Here is a 25,624-nt window from a genome sequence, read left to right as displayed (position 1 = left end):
TTTCACTCCTAAAATTTCATTAATCTACCATTTATGAAGTATGTTACTATATACCCTCATATATTTCTCAGCAGCTTTTTCCCAACTGTAATCTCCATTCATACCCCTTTGAACCAATTTACTCCATACATCTTTATCATAATAAAAACCTATAGCTCTTTTTATAGTATATAGCATATCCCTAGCATTAAAACTTGTGAAACTAAATCCATTACCTTCTCCAGTAAATTCATTATAAGAAAATACAGTATCATTAAGTCCCCCTGTTTCTCTAACAATTGGAACACTACCATATCTTAAAGCTATTAATTGACCTATTCCACATGGCTCAAATCTTGATGGCATTAAGAACATGTCTGATGCTGCGTATATCTTTTGTGCAAGACCTCCATCAAAATATATATTAGCTGATAACTTGTCTGGATATTTCCATGCAAAAAACTTGAACATATCCTCATACCTTTGATCTCCAGTTCCAAGCACCACTAATTGTATATTTTCTTGTAATAATTCTTCTATAACTTCCTTAATAAGTTCAAATCCCTTTTGTTCTTCTAATCTAGCAACTATGCCTATCATTGGAATGTCTCTATTTTTAGGTAGGTGTAGCATCTCTTGCAATTTTTCTTTATTTCTTGCCTTAGCTTCGAGGTTATTCACATCATACTTATCAAATAAGAACATATCTGTGCTTGGATTATTTACATCTGTATCAATTCCATTTAATATTCCATATAAATCTTTTGATCTACTTTGTAGAAGTCCATTTAATCCTTCACCATAATATTCTGTTTTTATTTCTTCCGCATATGTTGGACTTACTGTAGTTATTGCATCTGCATATACTATTCCCGCTTTCATAAAGGAAATACTATCATAGTATTTGAACTTATCTTCTGAAAAATACTCATCACCAAATCCAAGTAATTCCCAGAGAATCTCCTTTCCAAATCTTCCTTGATACTTTAAGTTATGAATAGTATAAACAGTTTTTATGTTATTTAATTTGGGATTATTAAAATATTGATCTCTTAGCATTGGTATTGTCATAGCCGTATGCCAATCATTGCAATGTAGTACGTCAGGTGTGAAATCACTTATATGATTTATAGATTCTAAAATAGCTCTTGAAAAAAAAGAAAATCTTTCGCCGTCATCCATTTGTGCATAAGCAGAATTTCGCTTAAAATAATATTCATTGTCTATAAAATAAAATTTTACTCCATCCTTTTCTAATTCTAAAAGCCCACAATACTGACTTCTCCATCCTACCCCCACAGTAAACTCTGCTACCTTCCTCATATTATCTGCATATTCCTGTGGTATTGAACTGTACTTAGGTAATATAACTCTTATATCAGTTCCTTTTCTTTTTAACGCTTTAGGAAGTGCATAAGATACATCTCCAAGTCCACCTGTCTTTATAAACGGAAATGCTTCTGATGTAGCAAATAATATATTCATAAGCTCCCCCTCTTTTCTTTTATTTGGTTTAATAGTATTATTCTACACAAAACACTTTTTCCCTCCAAATGTATAATACATTTGTAAGATTATGTTATAAAAGCACTACAAAAGAGGTGATTATATACATAATCACCTCTTTTAACATATGCACTTAATATTTAATTTTATTCCTTTAATTTTATTCCTTTAATTATGCATTATTTTGATTTGATTGAAAGCTTTCTGAATATGGCAAGAAGTATTTTTGAGGGTATTGACATACTGGGCAAATTTGTGGTGCTTCTTTTCCTGTAACTATGTATCCACAATTGCTACAAATCCATGCAATTTCGTTATCTCTTCTAAATAGATTGTTATTTTCAAGTTCTGTTGCAATTCTATTAAATCTTTCATGATGCACTTTTTCTATTTTTGCTATTTCTGCAAAAACATATGCTTCTCTTTCAAATCCTTCTTCTTTTGCTGTTTTACTAAATTCAACATATACATTTTCTGCTTCTTCATTTTCATTATGTGCGGCATCTTTTAATAAATCTAATGTATTGTCTTTTAAATCTACTGGATATCCACCTGCAATGTCTACATTTGTTTCTCCTGCTCTTTTAATTAATTTAAAGAATTGTTCTGCATGGGCTTTTTCTTGTGCTGCTGTATAGTTAAACACACCTTCAATAACACTGTATCCTTCTTTTTTAGCAACTTCTGCTGCAAATGTATACCTATTTCTCGCTTGGCTTTCACCTGCAAATGCCTTCATTAAATTTTCAAGAGTTTTACTGCCTTTAAGTTCCATTATAAATTCCTCCTAAAATTAAAACAGATAATAATTACCTTTATAATAATTATTATCTGTTTAATTAAGGAACATTATTCATTTCTATTCTTGAATATTATTATTATCTAACCACTCTTCTAATGGCTCTACAACTTTTTTCATGCATCCATCTTCAAAAGGATTCTTTAAGTTTGCTACTTTTAAAAGTTCTAAGAAAGGCTTACTTCCCCCTTCTTTACATAACGCTAAATAATCCTTCCATGCATTTTCTCTATTTTCATGTGATTTAATCCAAAATTGGAATGCACAAACTTGAGCTAATGTATAATCTATATAATAGAAAGGTACTTGGAATATATGTCCTTGCTTAAACCAAAATCCTCCCCTATTATAAAAATCATTATCTTCGTAATCTTTACCAGGTAAGTATTTTTTCTCTATTTTTCTCCAAGCAAGTTTTCTTTCCTCTGGTGTAACCTCTGGATTTTCATAAACAAAGTGTTGGAATTCATCTACAGTAACACCATAAGGTATAAATGTAATTGCTTCTGATAAATGAGCAAATTTATATTTTTGTTCTTGTTCTTCAAAGAACAGATTCATCCATGGCCATGTTAAAAATTCCATACTCATTGAGTGAATTTCAGCAGCTTCTGAAGTTGGGAAAGCATACTCTGGAATTTCAAGACTTCTACTTAAATAAGTTTGAAAAGCGTGACCTGCCTCATGAGTAAGTACATCAATATCTCCTGAAGTTCCATTAAAGTTAGAGAATATAAATGGTGATTTATACTTACTGATATAAGTACAATATCCACCACCTGCTTTTCCTTTTTTGCTTAGCAAATCCATAAGCTCATGGTCTACCATAAAGTTAAAGAACTTATTAGTTTCTTCTGACAATTCTTTATACATAGTTTTTGCGTTATTTAAAATATGCTTATAATCACCCTTTGGAACTGCATTTCCTGTTAAAAACTTTATTGGTTCATCATAATATTTTAATTCTTTAAGTCCAAGTCTTTCTGCCTGTCTTTTCTTTAATTTTTCAGCAACTGGCACAATATATTTTAAAACTTGTTCTCTATATGTAGATACCATTTCTGCATTATAATCAGATCTTTGCATTCTCATATACCCAACTTCAACAAAGTTTTTATATCCTAATTTTTTTGCAATCTTATGTCTTACTTTAACTAACTTATCATATATCTCATCAAATTTTGCTTCATTTTCCTTGAAGAAATTTGAATAAGCTTCATAAGTTTTCTTTCTCATACTTCTATCTTGTGATTGCATAAATGGTTCTAATTCAGAAAGATTTCTTTCTTTTCCTTCAAACATTATTTTTGCTGAAGCTTTTAACTTATCATATTCAGTAACTAATTTATTTTCTACTTGAAGATCTTCAATTATATCTGGAGAAAATGTCTTTATTTGCATTTCTGCTAATTTAAATAATTGTTTTCCCCACTTTTCTTCTAGCTTGCTTCTAAACTTTGAATTAATAAGAACTTTATAATAATCTGAAATTAGTCCTTGATATATAGGACTTACCTCATCCATAAATTCTTTTTCTTTTTCGTAGAACTCATCAACAGTGTTAATGGAATTTCTAATGTAAACTAACTCCATCATAGATTCTACTTCATTTCTTATAAGTTTTATTTCTTCAAGTATACTATCTTGTTCATCAAAGGAATTAGCTTTTTGAAATCTGCTTATAAGTTCATTAAACTTATCTTTTACTTCATCAATATTTGGTCTTACATATTCATATTCACTAAACGTAATCAGGTAATTACCCCCTTTTTTGTTATATTTATATATTACCATTAAGTTTATTTAATTATAAGTCATTAAGTAATTTTATATTTTAGGGGTATTATTTTTATTTATTCCTATTGATTATAGTTTTCTAAATCTAAAACTGCCTTATATAAATTTTCTTTATTAACTTCAAAAGCAACTGAATTTAAGTCTGGTACAGATACTGCTTTTTCTAATACCCCATCAAGTTCATCTAAAGTTACATCTAAATCAATAAGTTTTGTAGGTAATCCAACTTCCTTATAGAATGGAAGTAATTTATCTATAAATTCTAATTTATTATCTAACATAAGCTGTACCAAAACCCCATAAGATACTACTTCTCCATGTAAATGATTTTCTTCAATTTGTTTAAGAGTTGTAAATCCATAGCACATAGCATGAGCCACAGCACTGTTATAATCTAAATTTAAATAATTTGATACAAGACCTGTACTTACTATTATTCCAAGTACTGTTTCTTCTAACTCTCTAGAAACTTTATTTTGCTTACAGTCTTCAAGACCTTTTTTTCCATATTTTCTAAGAGGTTCACCACACATTACAGAAAGAGAAACTCCAACAGCATTAGCATGATCTAAAACAATATTTCTACTAGAAAACTCAGGTTCATATGCCTTTGCCAAAGTGTCTCCAATACCTGCCCACAAATATACATCTGGTGCTTCTGCAATGATTTTAGTATCTATAAAACAATGTACTGGCGGTTTATCATATCCTCTTGCACAGCGAAATACCCCATCTTTATAATACATAGCACTTACTTCGCTTACAGGAGCACAAGTCCCTGCAATTGTAGGAAAGGTAAACAATGGTTTATTTAAATCTTCACATAAACTTTTGCAAGTATCAATGGCTTTACCCCCACCAACTGCAAATACCATATCTGCTTTTTTTACATTTTCATTTTCTGCAAGCAGTTCAGCATTTTCAAATGTAGCCTCCCCACCATACCATAAAGTTTCAAGAACATTAAATTTTTCTGGTAATGATTCTTTTATTTTTTTCTCAGCCTTTGATAACGCTGTTTTACCACCTATAATTACAACATTATTTCCATATAAACTACATACTCTTTTAATATTCTTATAAGCCCCTTCCCCTATACTATAACTTGGTAAAAATGTATTCTTACTTTCCATATTAAACGCCCCCTATTAATATCTTTTACCCATATAACTTTTTATTATTTAAACATTTGCCAATTCTTTATTATCTTCAACTTCTGTATCAAAATCTTTTCTAGTAAATAAACTTGCAAGTATTGATCCTGATATCTGATGTACTACCATGGCTACAATTGCTGGTAACAAGCATATTGGATTTTGAAATTGTGCTCCTAATCCAACAGCCAAAGCTGAATTTTGAAGTCCAACTTCAATTGATACTGCACGTTTCTTTTTATCATCCATACTAGATACTTTAGCAATAACATATCCAATTAAAAATCCTAACCAATTATGTATACATACTGCAGCAATTACTACAAACCCTGACTTAACTAAAGACTTTGAATTAGGTGCAACACTAACTGCTATTATGAAAAGTACACTTAAAACTGATGTTAAAACTAAAATTTTATCCAAAACTTCTGAATTTTTTGTAACAAAACCATGAGCTATAATCCCTAATGTAACTGGAACCACAACTACTTGAAGTATGCTTATAAGCATTGACATCATATTAACTTCAACCCACTGCCCTGCAAGTAAAAAAGTTAATACTGGTGTTAAGATTGGTGCAACTAAAGTAGATACCATGGTCATAGCTACTGATAATGATACATCTCCCTTAGCTAGAAATGTCATTACATTACTTGCAGTTCCCCCAGGACAAGTTCCAAGTAAAACAAGTCCTACTGCTAAAAATGGATCTAAAGAAAATGCTTTAGCAATAAAAAATGCAACTAGTGGCATAACTGTAAATTGAGCTAAACATCCAATTAAAACTTCTTTAGGCCTTGTAAATACAACTTTAAAATCCCCTAAATTTAATGTAAGTCCTACCCCAAACATAATTATTCCAAGTAATAAACTTGTAATAGGTTGCCCTAAGACTTTTACCTTCCCCATTGGTAAAAATAATTCAGGTTTTAACAGTGACCAACCTGCTACAATAATTACTAATAATGCTAAATATCTTCCTGCAAAATCACTTACTTTGTAAAAATACTTCATAATTTTTCGCCCCTTTTTATTTTTTTGTATAAAAAAAAGTTTCATCTCACTTAAGAGACAAAACTTATATTCTGCGGTACCACTCTAATTGTTATTTTCATAACCCCTCAAACATCTCCAGATAAAAATCCTTCCAATGCCGAACACAATAACGAGTGTCAATCCGTTCTTACTTACTTGATTATTCTTTCAGTAGACTGTTCATGGGTGATTTTCATGTTTATCCTAGTACTGTTTTCCACCAAACAACAGCTCTCTGTAACTACCCCAAAACACTACTTTTCCCAATCAAAACATTTGTTAACATTTTCTTTGTTGAAAATTATTATACATTATTTTCACTTAATGTCAATAGCTTTTTTTCAAAAAAAATTCTCACTTTTTAACTTAATACACCACACTCTGTAAAAATATTATATTAAAAATACCCTATTTACACACAATAATGCGTAAATAGGGTATTAATTTAAAATTCTATAAATCTTCTCTTACGGGTCTATATATTTTTCTCTTATCTAAAGACCATACAGGATTTGAAAATTCTCCTCTATTTGTTTCACCAATTGCTTTTTTCATGTCATAAAGACTTGCATCCATAACATCTAAAAAGTGAAGCATTTGTGCTTCTGGTATCATTGGTTTTTTAGGACTTCCAAATTCAGGTTCATAGTGGTGAGATAATATCATATGTTGTAAAAGCATTGTAACTTCTTTATCTGCACCAACTTTTTGTGCTGCTACTTCTATATTTTTTACCCCTTCAATTATATGTCCTAATAATTGTCCTTCTATAGTGTAATCATCAACTATTCCAAGTTCACTTGAATTCATTTCATCCATTTTTGCAAGATCATGAAGTATTACTCCTCCAAACAATAAATCAGTGTTTATAAAAGTATATACTTCTGATAATTTTTCTCCTGCTTTAAGCATAGTTGTTGTATGATATAAAAGTCCAGATCTTATAGCATGATGATTTTTTTTAGCTGCTGGAAAGTGCATTATTTTGTGCTTATTTTCATCTAAAATATAATTTATTATGTTTCTTATGTCCTCGTCCTTTATTTTAGATACAAAATCCATCATCTCTTTATACATACTTTCTGGAGAATATGGTGCAGAAGGCACAAAATCTGCTATGTTAACATCTTCATTTTTTCTTGGCAATCTAATTCTATCTATTTTAAATTGCATATTATTTTGCCATAATGTAACACTACCTCTTACTTTTATTAGTGTATTAGGTTTGTAAACTTCCTCGTCACCTTCATTGTAATTCCAAAACTTTCCGTTTATTTCTCCTGTTTTGTCTGCAATAGTGAAATCTAAATATTTTTTACTATTGCTAGCCGTTCTACATTCAGCAGTTTTTATTAAAAAAAATCCCTCTATTTTGTCATTTACTTTAAATTCTTCTATGGGTTTCACTAGTATCTCCACGATTATTCCCCCTTGCATTTATAGTTTAGAATATTATTTACTTTATTTCAACTTCTTTATCTCCATAAAATAAATATAAATATTTTTCTTTTACTACTTTCCCTGTCAATTCTTCTATAGCCCTTGCGTAATAATCTATTTGCACTTTATATTTTTTTATTATAGCTTCCTCTTGCCCCTCTTTAAAATAGTCACTCTTATAGTCTAAAAGAACAATTCCATCCTCTTCTTCAAAATAACAGTCTATTATTCCTTGAATCATTATATTTTCATTTTCATATATTTCTTTTGGCAAGCTTTCATATATTTCCGTGCTTTTTAATTCCATGTGAAAAGGAGTTTCTCTTCTTACATTCTCAGCTTTTAAAAGTCTTTTTCCTATATTACTTTTAAAGAAATTTAATATTTTTTCTGCTTCTACGCTATCTGCTTGCTCTTTTGTAATAAATTCTTTTTCAACCATAGTCTCCATTTGTCTATTTATATCCTCTATGGTTAATTCTTCACTGTAATTAATCTTTTGCATTACAGCATGCATAGCAGTACCCTTTTCTGCACCTTTTAGTTTTTTATCCTTTTCCATGAACATAGGTTTTTTCACAAGTTTGGGAGTATACATATCCCTTGAATAATCTTCGTACATACTAGAATTTTTCATTCTTTTTAATTCAGTAACAGTTAACAATGTTGGTAATTTTGAAGATTCAATGTACTTATATTTAAAGTTTAACCTCTCATTGATTTCATCATAATAAGAACTACTTTCTTCTATATCTTCTATTTCCTTTATATCCTCTAAAATAATTTCATTAGTTTCATCATCATTTTGTAATATTCCACTAATATTATCTGTGGTAATCTTCCAACTAGACTCATCACTTAATAAATTAACTTTTTCAAAAATCTCTATACCTGCAAGTTCCCTTAAAACTTCACCATCTTTATGTCTCATAATAACAGGACATATCCAATCTAAATAATTTTTACCTGTCATAACTTGATATTGTGAAAGTTTATAATCTTCCCCTTCAAGGGCATAAGACCATTTTTTCGCAGATTTTTCAATATCATTTACGGCACCAGTTAAAATAAGTTTTTCTTTTGCTCTTGTAAGTGCAACGTATAGTATTCTCATTTCTTCTGATAGGCTTTCTAATTTTATTTTTTTCTTTAGGGCAGATTTTGGTACAGTTTCATATATGATTCTCTTATCTAAATCAATATAATCAGGACCAAAGCCAAGTTCATCATGATAAAGTATTCTTTTATTTAAATCCTGCATGTTAAAGTTCTTTCCAAGGGCGCTTAATATAATAACTGGAAATTCAAGACCTTTACTTTTATGAATACTCATTATTCTAACTACATTATCATTTTCTCCAAGTATTTTGGCACTTCCCATATCGCCACTACTAACCTTTAATCTGTTTATAAAGTTTATAAAATTAAACAATCCTTTATAACTAGTTTTTTCATATTGTCTAGCTCTTTGAAATAATATTTTAAGGTTAGCCTGTCTTTGCATTCCACCAGCTAATGCGCCTACATATCCGTAGTATCCCGTTTCCATATACAAATACCATATAAATTCATCAATTGGCATATGTATGGATTTTTCTCTCCAATAGTTAAGTTTTTCTAAAAAGGAATTACATTTTCTTTTAAACAAAATCCAATTATCATCTCTATCTTCACTACTTGCTACTTTTAATAATCCACCATAGAAATCTCCATCTTTGTTTTCTAATCTTATATCTATAAGTTCTTCTGGTGTAAATGATGCAATAGGTGAACGTAATACTGCAATAAGAGGTATATCTTGTCTTGGATTATCTATAATTTCAAGTAAAGATAGTATAGTTTTTATTTCAACAGTTTCAAAGTATCCGTTTCCTACATCAGCATAAGCTGGTATTAGGTTTTCTTTCATTTCATCTGTAAATACAGGAGCCCAATTTGATGTACTTCTAAGAAGCACTACTATGTCTCTATATTCAACATTTCTATATGCCTTTAATTCATTATCATAAACTTTAAAAGGCTCTCCTATTTTAGGATTTACAAGTTCATTTATTTTTTTAGCTACAAATCTTGCCTCAACTTGTATATTAGATAAAATCTCCTCTTCTTCACTCTCCTCTTCTTTAGTTTCATCTTTTGATTTTTCAATAAGATTAAGTTCAATTGGTCCACCTACAAGGGATTTATCCTCATATTGTTCAAAATCAGCACCTAAATATAGTGCCTCATCATCTCCATATTCAAGTTCCCCTATATTCTCAGACATTATCTGTTTAAATATAAAGTTGACCCCATCTAAAACTTCTTTTCTACTTCTGAAGTTCTTAAATAAATTTACTTTTCTCTCTTTTGCATTTTCTCCTTCTAAATAAGAATTATATTTTTTAAGAAATAATTCTGGTTTTGCTTGTCTGAAACGATATATACTTTGCTTTACATCTCCAACCATAAACACATTAATTGGATTTCCTGTTTCCTCATGTCGTCTTGCTATAGAATTTATAATTGCCTCTTGTACATAGTTACTATCCTGATATTCATCCACTAATATCTCAATATATTTTTGTCTTAATTTTAATGCCACTTCCTCATGACCTAAAATCTCTAAACAAAAATGTTCAAAGTCATTAAAATCTATAATTCCTCTTTCCTTTTTAGCCTTAGAATATCTATCCATAAACTCTATTACTAAGTCACAAAGGGATTTCATTATAGGATATAGATTTCTTAAATCCGTTACAATTTCTTTTGTACTGTATGATGTTATTTTCTTCTTTATCTCATCCTGTAATTGTTTTTTTACCTTGTTTCTTATGTCTTTAACCTTTTCTTGTGTTTTTTTATCTTCACAATTTCTACAAGTTTTTAATCTTCCAAATTTAACTTCTGATAAACCATTATATAAGCTATCCCAAGATGTTTTTGCATTTAAAATTAAATCATTAATCATTAAAAGTTCATCTGTAAATCCTTCTAAATAAGCATCAAGTCCATTGGTATCATTGATTAATTTTAAGGCTTCTTCCATCATATCTTTAAGTCCACTAAGTTCCAATTCCACATCATCCATTAAAACCTTAGCCCATTTAGACTCTCCAAAATTATAGCTTTCATCTACATTAAATTGTTCCGCCATATCCTGAAGTTGTTTTTTAGGATTTTTTGAACTCATTACAAAATCATATAAATTTAATACTATATTTTGAAGGGCAACATCATCCTTATTGCTACTATAAAATTCAACTAAATTTAAAAATTCCTGTGTACAATTTTCAGGTTCATATAAATCTTCAAAAATCCCCTCTATAATTTCACCTTTTAAAAGCACAGTTTCCGTTTCATCACCAATTCTAAAGTTTGGATCCAAGTCTATATAGTGAAAATTATTTCTTATAGTTTCAAGACAAAATGAATGTATAGTTGTTATACTAGCTCTGTTTAGTAGTGTTAGTTGTCTTTGAAGTTGTTTTGACTTTGGATGTTTAGTTAATTCTTTTCCAATGGCTTTTCCGATTCTCTCTTTCATTTCAGATGCTGCTGCATTGGTAAATGTCACAACAAGTAATCTATCTATATCCACTGGATTTTTTATATCTGTTATCATTTTTATTATTCTTTCAACAAGCACTGCTGTCTTTCCCGAACCTGCTGCTGCTGAAACTAATAAATTACAGCCATGTACATCTATAGCCTGTTGTTGCTCTTTAGTCCACTTTACTTCTCCCAAGACTCTTCCCCCTCTTTTCTTAATAATTCCCAAACCTCTTCATCCTTTTTCTCTTGAACAACTTTAAATTCATTATCTTCAAAGTTAGTATCAAATTCACATATAGAAGAATACAGACAATATGTACAAGCATCTGCATTTTTACTTCTAATTGGTCTTATTTTAATATCACCTTTTAACATATCTTCACAAGCTTTAATTAGGTTCTTTTTTACATGTTCTCTTAAAAGTCTAAATTGTTCTTCTGTACCAACTGATGACTTTCCAAGACTACCATCTTTGTTTATTCTTGCAGGGATTATAAGAGAATTTCCTTCAATTTTTCTATCCATTTCTTTAACAACCTCTTCATCTGCTAAAAGAAGTCCCTTCATTTTTAAAGCTTTCATTATTTCATCTTGAATTTCTTCCTCTGAAAGATTTCTCTTTCCCTTTATTATAGGATCATCTATTTTTAAATATAAAACTCCCCCTGGAAGTGCTTCTTCTCTATCTTTTAATTCCTCATTTGTAAGTATTGCATCTAAATAAGTTAAAAGTTGAAGTTGTAATCCATAATACACATCAGATAAACTAAAGTCTTTATTTCCTGACTTATAATCAATTATTCTGTAGTAATCTTTCTTTTCCATATCAAGTTTATCTACTCTATCAATTCTTCCAATTAACTTAACTTTTTCTCCACTTGAAAGTTCAATTTCTATAGGTGGATATTTTTCATCATTTCCAAAGCCAACTTCATGTCCTATTGGCTGGAATCCACTTCTCTTTAAATGTTCTATAATAACTAAAATAGTCTTTATTAAAACTCTTTTTAATCTTTCGGTAAAGTATTTATATCTTGCTGAACTTGTGAAAATTCCTCCAGCTGATTCTTCTGCTTTTCTATCCACAATCTCTGATACTGTATCTTTGCACCACTTATCCTCTATTTCATACCACTTAAACCCACTTTTATCCACAACTTCAGAAAATTCATCAATAACATTGTGCATAAATGTACCTAAATCAGGTGGTGTAAGTGCAAAAATCTTTCTTTCTTTTGCCTTTAATCCATATTTTATATAATATCCAAATGGGCATTGTGCATATTTTTCAAGTCTAGAAACTGTTAAATATAATTTATTGCCGTACATTTTTCTTATTTTTTCTTCGCTTATATCATCCACAGCATTTGTATATGATATTGCTGAAAATACAGTATCTAAAGTTTCCTTCCATCTAGGATTTTCACTATACCATTTATAAACATCACTCCAAAATGGACTAACTTTTACTTTATTATCTTCTCTTCTTAAAACTGATACTAAATTATTAAAAGTAGGAATTTCTCTTGATATAAGATCTATATTTTCTTCCTCATAATCCATAGCTATGTTGTCACTTTCCTCTGCTATTTTAGGAAACAATGACTTAAATCTACTTACTATAATTGATGGTCTTAGTGCCTTTCCTTCATAATCAGCAATTGAATAACATATTCTCAAATACTTTTGAGTTGTTGTAAGTGTTCTATATATTAAATATTGTTCTTCAAATGCTTTTGATTTAGTGTCTTCTGCAATTTCTATTCCTATTTTTTTTAGGCTTCCACGGTCACTATCTGAAAGTATTCCTTCATCCTTAGAAACAGCAGGGAATATTCCATCATTTACTCCTATTATATATAGAAGTTTAATCTCATGAGTTCTAACTCTTTCAACATCAGATACTAAAACTTGATCTAGTGATGGAGGAATAAGTCCCATTTTATAATCCTTAAATCCAAGTGATAAAATCTTTACAAAATCCTTTAGTTGTAACTCTTCTTCTTTAAAGACTTCTACTACTTGGTCTAAAAGTTCAATTACCATATTCCAAATCTGACTATACTCTTTCGCCAGTGCTTGATTTCCTTCATTTTTAAACTTATAAACCCATTTTTCAATGGTTTCATTTACTCCTATGCTACATAAAAAATTGTATACTGCACTACAAATTTCATCAGCCTTACTCTTTCCTTTAAGTTTTGATGAAAATTTTATAAGAGGCTCTGAAACTTTAATTCTAATTTCATTTATTTTTTCTAATATGTTCTCATTTCCGTATTCCCAAGGAGATTGCCACTTTTTCTTTCCTCTTATACCATAGGCTAAAACATAATTTTCTAATAAGTCCACTTCTTCTTTTGAAACATTTGAAAGCCCTGTTTTTAAATATCTAAACATAGCCTCATAAGACCAACTTTTATTAAATATTTCTATAACTGATGTTATAAGCACAATAAGAGGATTATCATCTATTTCTTTCTTTTTATCTATAAAGTAAGGTATTTCGTATTCATCAAAAATTGTTTTTACTATTTTTTCGTACCCTTCTAAATCCCTAGTTATAACTGCAATATCCCTGTATCTTATGTTACTTTCCATTGATATTTTAGCTATTTCTTTTGCTATATTTTCAACTTCTGAATAAGGATTTAATGCTCTTATAATCTTTATATCGTCAGTTGTCTTATCATACGGTTTATATGGATACTTAAAATAATTTTCTTCTAAATATTTAAGCTCACTACTATCCTTAAATCTATTTACATCATCATTGTTTAAAATAATAGGCTTATCAAGTTTAACATCTTTCTCTTTTAAGATTTCTCTTAATTTTTCTTCCGTTCTCTTTGTTGGGGCAAAAACATCAGTACCGTCTATAACTCTATAGTAATCCATACATAAAGTTATATTTACTCTACTTGCCTTTTCCATAAGTTTTTCTAAAATTTTATATTGTTGGGGAGTAAATGAACTAAATTCATCTATCCATACTTCTGCCCCATCAAACATTTTAGATGTATCAATTTTTCTATATAATAAAGTAAGCTCATCTTCAGAATCTATATAATTTTTGTGAAGGCTTTCTTGAAATTGTTCAAATATATAACTTATATCATTTATCTTATCCTTTAAAAATTCATCTTCTATAAGATTTAAAGTAGCTCTAAGTTCTGTCGCTGTAACGTCATATCTTTTCAATTCAGTAATAATATCAGATATATTATTTACAAACCCCTCTTGATTTGCAGCAGTTGCAAATACCTTAAGTTCATCTTTTAAATTATTTATTATATTAAATATAAGCATAAGTTTTCCTGAAGAATTTATAATCTTATGAGTTGACCCTCCAACTTCATTAAATACATCATAAGCAATTCTTTCAAAACTAGTTACTTTTACATTAGTTATTCCTGTACCTTTAACCTTTTCTACTACACTCTTTTCAGCTTGAAATGAAAACTGTTCTGGCACAATCAATATAAGTTGTTTATTTGTATCTTCTTGTAATCTTTTTTCTATATCATCTATGCAAAATTTACTTTTTCCACTTCCTGCCCTACCATATATAAACCTAAAACTCATCTATTTTCACCAACTTTTATTTTTATTTCGAACATATATTCTATTAATAATTATACCATAGTAATATTATAAAATAAAATAAGGCTAGTTTGAATTTGCAAAAGCAAATTAAACTGACCTTTTAAATAATTTAATATCACAAATAACCTTTATTACAATTACCATAAACAAATTTAAAGTAGCAAGTGAAAAGTACATAATGGATAACCAAGTATTTTCTTGCCATTTAGCTACGTTTTGAAGCTTTTCACTGGTTATATATTTTTTACTTATTATATTTAACATTTCTCTTAAATCAATACTATTTAAATTTTTAATTAATGTTTCCTTATTATCAGTATCCTTTGCGTCTTCCATACTTCGAATTAATTCATTTAAACTAGGATTATTATAATTCTTTAACTGATGTATATAATTATCCACTCTATCTTTTATATCATTTATTTCAAATTCTCTTACATTCACTGGAACTGCTTCTTTATAATCATAAATTATTTTATCTATATCTTCCTTTGTAACTCCTGCTTTTTCATTTTTAGCTTCTAAAAATATCTTTAGTCTATTTGCATATATAAAACTGGCTCCTTCATTTGTATGAGATACCCCTATAATAAAAAATATAAAGGCGCTTATAAGCATAAATATTAATATCTCTCTATTGTATTTCATTTCTTCCTTGCCAAGTCCAATTAGTCTACCAATAATCTTTAACATATATAAATTCTCCTAAATTCATTAATTAATTCTATTATTGATATTATTGACAATGTTAGTTTTTATAATCACTATAAATGATTTTATATAGAAAAAAGGACCTTTGTAATTTTACAAAAGTCCTTTTAATTTATATATTAAATATTAAAATTCAGAAACTCCTGGAGTTCTTGGGAATGGTATTACGTCTCTTATGTTGCCCATTCCTGTTAAGTACATTATCATTCTTTCAAATCCAAGACCATATCCAGCGTGCTTAGTTTCTCCGTATTTTCTAAGTTCTAAATACCACCAGTAATCTTCTTTTTCAAGTCCAAGTTCAGCCATTCTAGCTTCAAGAATATCAAGTCTTTCTTCTCTTTGGCTTCCTCCAATTATTTCTCCGATACCTGGAACTAAAAGGTCAGCTGCTGCAACAGTTTTGTTATCATCATTCATTCTCATGTAGAATGCTTTAATATCCTTTGGATAATCTGTTACGAATACTGGTTTTTTATAAATTTGTTCTGTTAAATATCTTTCGTGTTCTGTTTGAAGATCAATTCCCCATTCAACAGGATATTCAAATTCTGCTCCTGATTTTTGAAGGATTTCTACAGCTTCTGTGTAGCTTATTCTAGCAAAATCAGAGTTTACAACATTGTCTAATCTTTCTAATAATCCTTTGTCAATAAACTTATTGAAGAATTCCATTTCTTCTGGAGCATTTTCTCTTACATAGTTGATTATATATTTAACCATTTGTTCTGCTACATCCATGTAGTCCTTTAATTCAGCAAAAGCCATTTCAGGTTCTATCATCCAGAATTCTGATGCGTGTCTTGCTGTGTTAGAGTTTTCTGCTCTAAATGTAGGTCCGAATGTATAAACATTTCTAAATGCTAAAGCGTATATTTCAGCTTCAAGCTGTCCACTTACTGTAAGGTTTGCTTGTTTTCCAAAGAAATCTTCTTTGTAATCTACATTTCCCTTTTCATCCTTTGGAGGGTTTTCCATATCTAAAGTTGTTACTCTAAACATTTCTCCTGCACCTTCACAGTCACTTCCTGTGATAATTGGTGTATGAACATAAACAAATCCTTGATCTTGGAAGAACTTATGTATAGCATATGCTGCTAATGAACGTACTCTAAATACTGCTGAAAAAGCATTACTTCTTGGTCTTAAGTGAGCTATGCTTCTTAAATATTCAAAAGTATGTCTTTTCTTTTGAAGTGGATAATCAGCATCAGATTTTCCTTCTAATACTACTTTTTTAGCATGAATTTCAAAAGGTTGTTTTGCTCCTTCTGTAATTACAACTTCCCCTTCTACACTTATGCTTGAGCTAATAGCATATTTTGATATTTCTTTAAAGTTTTCAAGTTCAGCACCAAATACAACTTGAATATTTTTAAAGAAACTTCCGTCATTAACTTCTATAAACCCAAATTTATTTGAAGCTCTAAGTGTTCTTATCCATCCACTTATTTTAACTTCTTTTCCTGCAAACTTTTCTGTTTCTCTGTAAAGTTGTTTAACTAATACTGTTTCCATTGATATCCTCCTAATCCTAATCTATATTTATTTTTACCAATATATAAATAAAAAACCTTCATCCTAAAATTTTATCAGGACGAAGGTTATATATTCGCGGTACCACCTAACTTATCATAAATATGATCTCTTTAATAAGCACATTTATTATGCTCCCCAAATTTAACGGTTTGGTCTCGTCTAAATCTACTCTTACATGTAATTTCGGTTAGAAATTCCGAGGTGTTCTTCCATATAGACTTAATACTGATCTCACACCATTATCAGCTCGCTAAAATCAAGGCTCTATACTTACTCTCCTCTTCATAATCTTTAATCTCATTAATTTTACATAAATACAATTTAATTAGAATTATAATATTAAATAAAATATATGTCAATAAATCAAGAAAGTTTACTAATGAAATCACTTCATATTTTACTTATTTTTTACATTAAATAGTGATATAATATATCTAACATAGGACATGCGAGGTGGGTTTTATGAAAATCATTGATTTTCACTGTGATACCATATCTAAAATATATTATAATAATTCCCAATTAAATCATAATAGTTTTTCTGTTGATATTACAAAATTAAAAAAATCAAATTCTTTAGCTCAATTTTTTGCCTTATTTATCGAAAAAAAATCTAACGAAGATCCTTTTGATTTATGTTCAAACATGTTAAATAAATTTTATTGTGAACTTGATAAAAATAAAGAGCATATTTCACTTGCTACAAATTATGATGAACTAATAAAAAATAAATCACAAAATAAAATTTCAGCATTTTTGACAATAGAAGAAGGAGCTGTTCTTAAAGGCGACCTCTTAAATTTAAAACATTTCCACGAAAGAGGTGTACGTCTTATTACCTTGACTTGGAATTTTCCAAATGAAATTGGATATCCAAATGCTATACCTAAATATAAAAATAAAGGTCTTACTCCCTTTGGAATAGAACTTATAAATGATATGAATAATCTTAACATGATAATTGATGTATCCCACCTATCTGATGGTGGATTTTATGATGTAGCTAAATATTCTAAAGCCCCATTTGTAGCTTCTCATTCAAATGCTAGAAGCATTACAAATCACTCTAGAAACCTTACAGATGATATGATAAAAACCCTTGCAAATAAGGGTGGAGTCATAGGAATAAACTTTTTTGGAGAATTTTTAGGTGGCGGAAAATTTAGTAGAATAAACGATATGCTAACTCATATAAAACATATTAAAAACATAGGTGGTATAGAAGTTATTTCTCTTGGATCTGACTTTGATGGAATAGATTCAATTTTAGAAATAGATAATATAGGAGAAATACACAAACTTATTGATGCATTAAAAGTTAATGGATTTACTGAAAATGATATAGAAAAAATTTGTTATAAAAATGCATTGAGAATTATAAAAGAAATTTGTTAGTTGTATATAATATATAGTATTTTTACAAAATATAAGGATGTGTCATTATGTGTCAGTTAAAAAATTATAGTGAGGAAGCAGTAGATAAATTACTTGCTAAAGTATTAGCTAAATATGAACATATATGTAAATGTGAACAATGTCAACGTGATATTAAGGCATATGCCTTAAATTATATAGCTCCAAAGTATATAACATCTGAAAAAGGCGAAATATATGCAAGAGCTCTAAGTGAAATAGATAAACAACAAACTATAAACATAATAAATGCAATTATGCGTGGCATTGAGGTAGTTAGCAAAAATCCAAAGCATACCTACTAGTTAGTAAAAATTTTGTTAAGGAGTGATTTTCAATGGATTATATCAAAGTATATGAAAAATGGCTTAATGATGATTTTATAGACCCAAAAACTAAAGAGGAATTAAAGTCCATAAAAGACAACAAAGAAGAAATCCAAGATAGATTCTATAAAAACTTAGAATTTGGAACTGCTGGTCTTCGTGGTAAATTAGGTGCTGGTACTAATAGAATGAATATATATAATATTTCAAAGGTAACACAAGGTATAGCCGATTTTATAAAGGAAAAAGGTCAAAATTATATGAATCGTGGTGTTGCTATTGCCTATGATGTTAGACACTTTTCAAAAGAATTTTCTAAAACTGCCGCATTAGTTCTTGCTGGAAATGGTATAAAATCTTACTTATTTGAAGATATTCGCCCTACTCCTGAACTTTCTTTTACTATTAGAAAACTTAACACAGCTGCTGGAATTATAATAACAGCTAGTCATAATCCTAAAGAATATAATGGCTATAAAGTTTACTGGGAAGATGGCGCTCAAGTTTTATCAAGTATCGCTGATCCTATGACTGAAAAAATAAATGAAATTAAAGATTTTAAAGATGTAAAAATCATGGATGAAAAAGAAGCTATAAATAAAGGTCTTTTAAATATTATAGGAAAAGAAATAGATGATGAATATATAGAAAAAGTTAAATCATTAAGTATAAGAGATGACATTGATAAAGATATAAAAATCGTATATTCTCCACTTAACGGAACTGGAAATATTCCAGTAAGACGTGTTTTACGCGAAAGAGGATTTACTAATATAATAGTAGTTCCAGAACAAGAAAACCCTGATCCAGATTTTACAACAGTTGGATACCCTAACCCTGAAGATACAAAAGCATTTAAATATGCTGAAAATCTCGGAAAAAAAGTAGACGCTGAGCTTTTAATTGCAACTGATCCTGACTGTGACAGACTTGCAATAGAAGTAAAAGATAAAAATGGAGAATATGTTGCATTTAATGGTAATCAAACTGGAGCAATACTTATTAAATATATAGTTGAAGGTATGCACGATAAAGGAACTCTTCCTAAAAATGCAGCTATAGTAAAATCTATAGTTACAGGTGATCTTGGAAAAGTTATTGCTGAAAAATACGGTGTTACAACCTTTGAAGCTTTAACTGGATTTAAAAATATATGCGGTAGAATTCCTAAGTTCGAGAAAACTGGAGAATATGAATTTATTTTTGGATATGAAGAAAGTATAGGATACAATGCTAGTACATTTGTAAGAGATAAAGATGGAGTAAGTTCATCTATGCTTTTATGTGAAGCTGCTGCTTATTACAAAAGCATAGGAAAAACTCTAATAGATGTGCTTAAGGAAGTATTCAAAGAACATGGATATTATAAAGAAAAACAAATTTCATTAGTTCTTGAAGGTATAGAAGGTCAAGAAAGAATATCAAGAATGATGAAAGAATATAGAAAATCATATCCTACTAAAATAGGAAATATGAAACTAAAAGAATGCATTGATTTTATAGATGGTTATAAAGATATTGGTGCATCAAATGTTTTAAAATTCTATCTTGATGATGGAAGTTGGTATGCAGTTAGACCTTCTGGAACAGAACCAAAAATAAAGATCTATCTATATACTAAAGCTGATACACCTGCTAAATCAGAAGAAAACTTAAAAGTTATGGAAGACGTTATTATAGGAAAACTTAACTCTATAGAATAATCCATAAAAAAATCCTATGGAATAGATAATTTATCTACTCATAGGATTTTTTATTTATAGAATTAAGTTTTAAACTATTTAGCTTTTATTTCAGTCCAAGCTCTATCGTATTCTTTTATGAAATCTCCTAAATCAACAAAAACATCACATTTCTTTATTTTTGCATCTTCTGGATAAGCTGTTTTGTTATTTCTTTCTTCTGGTGTCATCATTTCAAGTGTTTTTGTATTTGGAGTTGAGTATCCAATATATCTAACATTTTTTAATGCGATATCAGGTCTAGTCATGAAATTAATGAACATTTCAGCTTCTTTTTTATGCTTACTTCCTTTAGGAATAACCATATTATCAAACCATAGGTTACTTCCCTCTTTTGGTATAACGTATCTTAAATTTTTGTTGTTCTTCATCATTGTAACAGCATCACCTGACCATACAACAGCTATAGCACCTTCTTCATCAGTCATAAGGTCCTTAACTTCATCTCCAACATATGCATGAACAAGTGGTTTTTGTTTTATAAGTTCTTGCTTAGCTTTTTCAAGTTCTGCTTTGTTAGTTGTATTCATTGAATATCCTAACTTTTTAAGTGCAACTGCAATAGCATCTCTTTGGCTATCAACCATTAATATTTGACCTTTATATTTAGGATTCCATAAAGCATCCCAGCTATCTATGTTATCTTTTATAAGCTTTGTATTATATATAATACCTACTGTACCCCACATATATGGTACTGAGTATTGATTTTTAGGATCAAAAGCTAAATTTTTAAATTTGCTTGGTATATCCTTATAATTTGGTATGTTATTCATATCTATCTTCTCTAACATATTTTCATTTATCATTTTTGTTATCATATAATCAGAAGGTACTAAAACATCGTAGTCAGTTCCACCCTTCTTTATTTTTACATACATATCTTCATTAGTCGCAAATGTTTCATAGTTTACTTTTACGTTGTACTCTTTTTCAAATTCTTTAATTACAGATTCATCAATGTAATCTCCCCAGTTGTATACATTTAAAGTATCTTTACCTTTTCCACATCCTGAAAGGGAAAACATCATTATACCTATTAACATAAATACTAATGATAATCTCTTAAATTTTTTCACTATAAGCCACTTCCTCCCTGTAATTTAGTTTCTGGCGATCTTTTATTTATTATAAGTAATAATACTAATACCGTTACAAATAATAGTGTAGAAATTGCATTTATTTTTGGATTTATTCCACGTCTGGCCATAGAATAAATTGTAATAGAAAGGTTACTTACACCTTCACCTGTTGTGAAGAAACTTATTACAAAATCATCTATAGACATAGTAAAGGCCATAAGTGCTCCTGTTACTATACCTGGTTTAATTTGTGGTAATATAACTTTTCTCAAGGCATATGATGGAGTGGCTCCAAGATCCATAGCCGCTTCTGTAGTATCTTTAGGTAATTGTCTTAATTTAGGCAACACCGATAATATTACATATGGTATGTTAAAAGTTATATGTGAAAGTAACATAGTTAAAAATCCTAAGTTTAATTTAGCAAATATAAATAAACTCATTAACGCAACACCTGTTACTATATCTGGATTTAAAACTGGAAGATAGTTTATATTAAGCATTATCTTTTTACTAACAGACTTCATATTGTTTATTCCAATTGCCGCAGCTGTTCCAATTATGGTTGCTACAAGTGATGACAACACTGCAACTGCAATAGTATAATAAAGGGATTTTAAAATCTGCTGATCATTAAATAATGCCATGTACCATTTTAAAGTAAATCCATCCCAATGTGCTCTAGATTTAGAGTTGTTAAATGAAAATACTATAAGTACCACAATAGGTGCGTAGAGGAATACGAATATTAAAAATGCATAAAATCTTTTCAAAAACTTATTTACCATAATCCTCCACCTCCTGTCTGTTCACCATCATATTTTGTCATAATAAGCATTGAAATTAATATTAAAATCATCATTACAATAGATATTGATGATCCAAAATGCCAATCACCAGTAACCAAGAATTGTTGTTCTACAAGGTTACCTAAAAGCGTATATTGTCCACCACCTAAAAGTCTTGAAATTACGAATGTACTAACAGCTGGCATAAACACCATAGTTATTCCAGACATAACACCTGGAAGACTTAGTGGGAAAATAATTTTTCTAAAAATCGTAACTTTATTTGCTCCAAGATCACTTGCAGCTTCTATTATACTTTTGTCCATTTTAGAAAGAACAGTATATATAGGTAAAACCATAAAAGGAAGAAAGTTATATACCATTCCAAGCACAACTGCTCCGCTATTATATAAAAGATTTAACTTAGGCATACCTAAACTTTCTAAAACCGTATTTATAAATCCATTCTTTCCTAGAATAGCAATCCAAGAATATGTTCTAAGTAAAAAATTCATCCACATAGGCACAACAAATAACAAAACTGCTAAACCTGTTTTATTTATTTCTTTATCAGCAAGTATCATTGCCATTGGATATCCAACAATTAAACAAACTACAGTTGATACAAGAGCAAGATTTATAGATCGCATAAATACTTTAACATAAAGTGGCTGAGCCAAAACTTTATAGTTATTTAAAGTAAAATGTGTTCCTGTATCTCCACCAGTAAAACTAAAATAAACTACTAAAAATAATGGAAAAACTATAAACAAAACACTCCAGATTATATACGGAGAGGATAACCATTTTTTCATAATTAATCACTCACCTTTTTCATGATATGAATGTCCTCTGGGAATATGTTCATTCCTACCACTGTACCTACTTCTGATTTTAGAGTACTATGCACTAACCATTCTCTGTCATTTTCTTTCACTATCATTTCATAATGAACACCTTTGAATGTTTCAGATTCTACTACTCCTTCAAGCATACCTTTATCTTTATCCACTATTTTTATATCTTCTGGTCTTACTACAACTTGAATATCTTCATTAGGTTCAAAACCCTTATCAACACATTCAAATTTTCTTCCTGCAAAATCAACTAAAAAGTCTTCTATCATAATTCCATCGACAATATTACTTGCACCTATAAATTTGGCAACAAATGCATTTTTAGGTTCATTGTATATGTCTTCTGGTGTTCCCATTTGTTGTATTTCACCTTTATCCATAACTACAATCTTATCTGACATAGTTAAAGCTTCATCTTGATCATGAGTAACATATATAAATGTTATTCCTAATTGCTTCTGCATCTTCTTTAGCTCTATTTGCATTTCTTTTCTTAGTTTTAAATCTAAAGCTCCTAAAGGTTCATCAAGTAATAAAACTTTAGGTTCATTAACTAAGGCTCTTGCTATAGCTATTCTTTGTTGTTGCCCTCCACTTAATGAATCAATTGATCTGTTTTCATATCCTTCTAAATCAACTAATTTAAGCATTCTTTTAACTCTTGTTTTTATCTGATCTTTAGGAACTTTTTTTATGTTAAGTCCAAAAGCAATATTTTCAAAAATACTCATGTGAGGGAACAAGGCATACTTTTGAAACACAGTATTTATTTGTCTTTTATACGGAGGAACGTCATTTATTTTCTTACCTTCAAATATAACTTCTCCATTTGTCGCATCTTCAAATCCACCTAATATTCTAAGTGTAGTAGTCTTACCACACCCACTTGGACCTAATAAAGTTAAAAACTCATTTTTCTTTATATTTAAGTTTATGTCCTTTAATATAGGTACACCATTAAATTCTTTATAAACATTTTTTATTTCGATTATATTCTCTGCCATTTGCCTTACCCCCCATAGACTCTATTATTTTAAATTTTTTAGAAATATGGTGGTGTACTTACCCACAATACTTTCGCTAAACTTTTTCCTGCATTTGATATATAGTGATTTTTTCTTGCTTTATAATAAAAGCTTTCTCCTTTTTTGGCCTTGTATTTCTTATGACCTAAATGTATATATACAGTACCTGCAAGCACATATCCAAATTCTTCACCTTCATGAGGTTCATCATTTTTATATTGCCCATTTGGTTCAAGCGTTACAAGTATTGGTTCCATCATATTCTTTTGCGCATTAGGAATTACCCACTGTACGTTGTAATTTAATTCAGTATCTTCCGCTTCAAATATATCTTCTTTGGAAAATACTATTTTTTCTTCTTCATCATTATTAAAAAAATCTTTTAAGTTTGTACCAAGACACTCCAATATATCTACTAAAGTAGCTATAGATGGTGATGTTAAATCTCTTTCCAATTGTGATATAAATCCTTTGGATAGTTCACATCTACTAGCAAGATCCATTTGAGTAAGACCTTTTTCTATCCTTAGCTGCTTGAGTTTTTCACCTATATTCATAAGTTCACCTTTCTTCATTCCTCCTAATACTAAACCTAAAGTTTATAATTACTAAACTTTTTACTCATCTATTATACTAATATAAATTTTAAAAATCAACATTTTTTATAAATTCATATTATTTTTTTAATAATGTTTTTTGTTTCAACCTTTTAGTAATTTCAATGGCTAAAATATACAAAAAAAGAACTATATCCATACAAAATATATGGCATATACTTCTTTATAAAAGGTTATTTTATTTATATATGAAACATACAAGCCATACACTTTATATTTGAAAATAACATCCTTGTAACTAACAATGTCCTTATAAAATAGTATATGAAATAGCTCTATTAAGTTACCTATTTACACTTTATTATCTTTTGGAGTCTCCTAAAAAATATGCAAAAAAAATAGTATGAAATATATAAATATTTATATAATCTCATACCACTTTTATTTTATATGCTTTTTACTTCTTCTCTTTACATGTTTTTTTATATCTTTTCCACATAAAGTATCCAAACAAATACCCTCCAATAGAGAATCCAATACATGATATTATTAAATTACTTAGAAAATAATCTGATATAAACGCCGTTTTATGAAGATCTCTTTCTGTAAACGACATTATAAATGAATATATTATAGCTATCGGAATTCCCCATTGTAAAATTCCATGCTTTATAATAAAAGTCTGTTTATCCTCTGATTTCATAACTTAAACTCCTTATTACTTTAACGAATTA

At 29.2% G+C, this 25,624-nt stretch carries 19 protein-coding genes and 2 other annotated features; of the genes, 3 read left to right on the top strand and 16 right to left on the bottom strand.

Annotated elements, in window-relative coordinates:
• Positions 1–24: 24 nt before the first annotated feature.
• The 10 genes from glgA to asnS all read right to left on the bottom strand — a co-directional run bounded on the left by glgA (position 25) and on the right by asnS (position 17,079).
• Positions 25–1,464 carry a glycogen synthase GlgA gene (gene glgA / locus NT01CX_RS01860; RefSeq protein WP_011721333.1) on the bottom strand — a complete coding sequence of 480 codons (1,440 nt, stop codon included), beginning with the start codon at positions 1,462–1,464 and terminating at the stop codon, positions 25–27.
• A gap of 193 nt (positions 1,465–1,657) precedes the next feature.
• The gene (gene rbr / locus NT01CX_RS01855) at positions 1,658–2,260 is read right to left on the bottom strand and encodes a rubrerythrin (RefSeq protein ID WP_011721332.1); all 603 of its coding nucleotides are present in this window, start codon (positions 2,258–2,260) and stop codon (positions 1,658–1,660) included.
• Positions 2,261–2,344: 84 nt separating this feature from the next.
• Entirely contained in the window at positions 2,345–4,078 is a 1,734-nt protein-coding gene (locus NT01CX_RS01850; protein WP_011721331.1) for a M3 family oligoendopeptidase, read from the bottom strand.
• Positions 4,079–4,143: 65 nt separating this feature from the next.
• Complete coding sequence (locus NT01CX_RS01845; protein ID WP_011721330.1) at positions 4,144–5,214, bottom strand: iron-containing alcohol dehydrogenase family protein; 1,071 nt, start codon at positions 5,212–5,214, stop codon at positions 4,144–4,146.
• Between the two features lie 48 nt (positions 5,215–5,262).
• Entirely contained in the window at positions 5,263–6,249 is a 987-nt protein-coding gene (locus NT01CX_RS01840) for a bile acid:sodium symporter family protein (RefSeq protein WP_011721329.1), read from the bottom strand.
• A 50-nt stretch (positions 6,250–6,299) separates the two neighbouring features.
• Positions 6,300–6,550: a binding site (T-box leader), on the bottom strand.
• A gap of 173 nt (positions 6,551–6,723) precedes the next feature.
• On the bottom strand, positions 6,724–7,689 hold the full coding sequence (locus tag NT01CX_RS01835; RefSeq protein ID WP_080347080.1) for a 3'-5' exoribonuclease YhaM family protein: 966 nt from the start codon (positions 7,687–7,689) through the stop codon (positions 6,724–6,726).
• A gap of 37 nt (positions 7,690–7,726) precedes the next feature.
• Positions 7,727–11,437 (bottom strand): helicase-exonuclease AddAB subunit AddA, encoded by a 3,711-nt coding sequence (addA, locus tag NT01CX_RS01830; RefSeq protein ID WP_011721327.1) that lies wholly within the window; start codon positions 11,435–11,437, stop codon positions 7,727–7,729.
• Entirely contained in the window at positions 11,425–14,829 is a 3,405-nt protein-coding gene (addB, locus tag NT01CX_RS01825) for a helicase-exonuclease AddAB subunit AddB (RefSeq protein ID WP_011721326.1), read from the bottom strand. The genes addA and addB overlap by 13 nt, the downstream gene beginning before the upstream one ends.
• Before the next feature lie 108 nt (positions 14,830–14,937).
• Positions 14,938–15,543 (bottom strand): hypothetical protein, encoded by a 606-nt coding sequence (locus NT01CX_RS01820; protein WP_011721325.1) that lies wholly within the window; start codon positions 15,541–15,543, stop codon positions 14,938–14,940.
• Between the two features lie 144 nt (positions 15,544–15,687).
• Entirely contained in the window at positions 15,688–17,079 is a 1,392-nt protein-coding gene (asnS, locus tag NT01CX_RS01815) for an asparagine--tRNA ligase (protein ID WP_011721324.1), read from the bottom strand.
• Positions 17,080–17,151: 72 nt separating this feature from the next.
• Positions 17,152–17,395: a binding site (T-box leader), on the bottom strand.
• Between the two features lie 167 nt (positions 17,396–17,562).
• On the opposite strand from asnS, the gene NT01CX_RS01810 reads away from it, so the two are divergent.
• Genes NT01CX_RS01810 through NT01CX_RS01800 form a run of 3 tightly spaced genes read left to right on the top strand, consistent with a single transcriptional unit; the run spans position 17,563 to position 20,542 of the window.
• Positions 17,563–18,495 carry a dipeptidase gene (locus NT01CX_RS01810; RefSeq protein ID WP_011721323.1) on the top strand — a complete coding sequence of 311 codons (933 nt, stop codon included), beginning with the start codon at positions 17,563–17,565 and terminating at the stop codon, positions 18,493–18,495.
• 47 nt (positions 18,496–18,542) lie between these two features.
• Positions 18,543–18,818 carry a late competence development ComFB family protein gene (locus tag NT01CX_RS01805; protein WP_011721322.1) on the top strand — a complete coding sequence of 92 codons (276 nt, stop codon included), beginning with the start codon at positions 18,543–18,545 and terminating at the stop codon, positions 18,816–18,818.
• Between the two features lie 32 nt (positions 18,819–18,850).
• Complete coding sequence (locus NT01CX_RS01800; protein WP_011721321.1) at positions 18,851–20,542, top strand: phospho-sugar mutase; 1,692 nt, start codon at positions 18,851–18,853, stop codon at positions 20,540–20,542.
• Between the two features lie 74 nt (positions 20,543–20,616).
• Here NT01CX_RS01800 and NT01CX_RS01795 read toward each other — a convergent pair whose 3' ends face one another.
• From NT01CX_RS01795 to NT01CX_RS01770, 6 genes are all read right to left on the bottom strand, one after another.
• Positions 20,617–21,627 carry an ABC transporter substrate-binding protein gene (locus NT01CX_RS01795; protein WP_420834412.1) on the bottom strand — a complete coding sequence of 337 codons (1,011 nt, stop codon included), beginning with the start codon at positions 21,625–21,627 and terminating at the stop codon, positions 20,617–20,619.
• 32 nt (positions 21,628–21,659) lie between these two features.
• On the bottom strand, positions 21,660–22,451 hold the full coding sequence (locus tag NT01CX_RS01790; protein ID WP_011721319.1) for an ABC transporter permease: 792 nt from the start codon (positions 22,449–22,451) through the stop codon (positions 21,660–21,662).
• Complete coding sequence (locus tag NT01CX_RS01785; protein WP_011721318.1) at positions 22,445–23,266, bottom strand: ABC transporter permease; 822 nt, start codon at positions 23,264–23,266, stop codon at positions 22,445–22,447. Before NT01CX_RS01785 ends, NT01CX_RS01790 begins: the two co-directional genes overlap by 7 nt.
• Positions 23,267–23,268: 2 nt before the next feature.
• On the bottom strand, positions 23,269–24,312 hold the full coding sequence (gene potA / locus NT01CX_RS01780; protein WP_011721317.1) for a spermidine/putrescine ABC transporter ATP-binding protein: 1,044 nt from the start codon (positions 24,310–24,312) through the stop codon (positions 23,269–23,271).
• Between the two features lie 38 nt (positions 24,313–24,350).
• Positions 24,351–24,890 carry a helix-turn-helix domain-containing protein gene (locus NT01CX_RS01775; protein WP_039223551.1) on the bottom strand — a complete coding sequence of 180 codons (540 nt, stop codon included), beginning with the start codon at positions 24,888–24,890 and terminating at the stop codon, positions 24,351–24,353.
• A gap of 457 nt (positions 24,891–25,347) precedes the next feature.
• Entirely contained in the window at positions 25,348–25,593 is a 246-nt protein-coding gene (locus NT01CX_RS01770) for a hypothetical protein (RefSeq protein WP_039223521.1), read from the bottom strand.
• Between the last annotated feature and the right edge of the window lie 31 nt (positions 25,594–25,624).

Origin of the sequence: Clostridium novyi NT (assembly GCF_000014125.1) — a bacterium.
Taxonomy (GTDB): domain Bacteria; phylum Bacillota; class Clostridia; order Clostridiales; family Clostridiaceae; genus Clostridium_H; species Clostridium_H novyi.
Note: the sequence above shows the minus strand (reverse complement) of the source record. Positions and strands in the feature narration are given on the sequence as shown.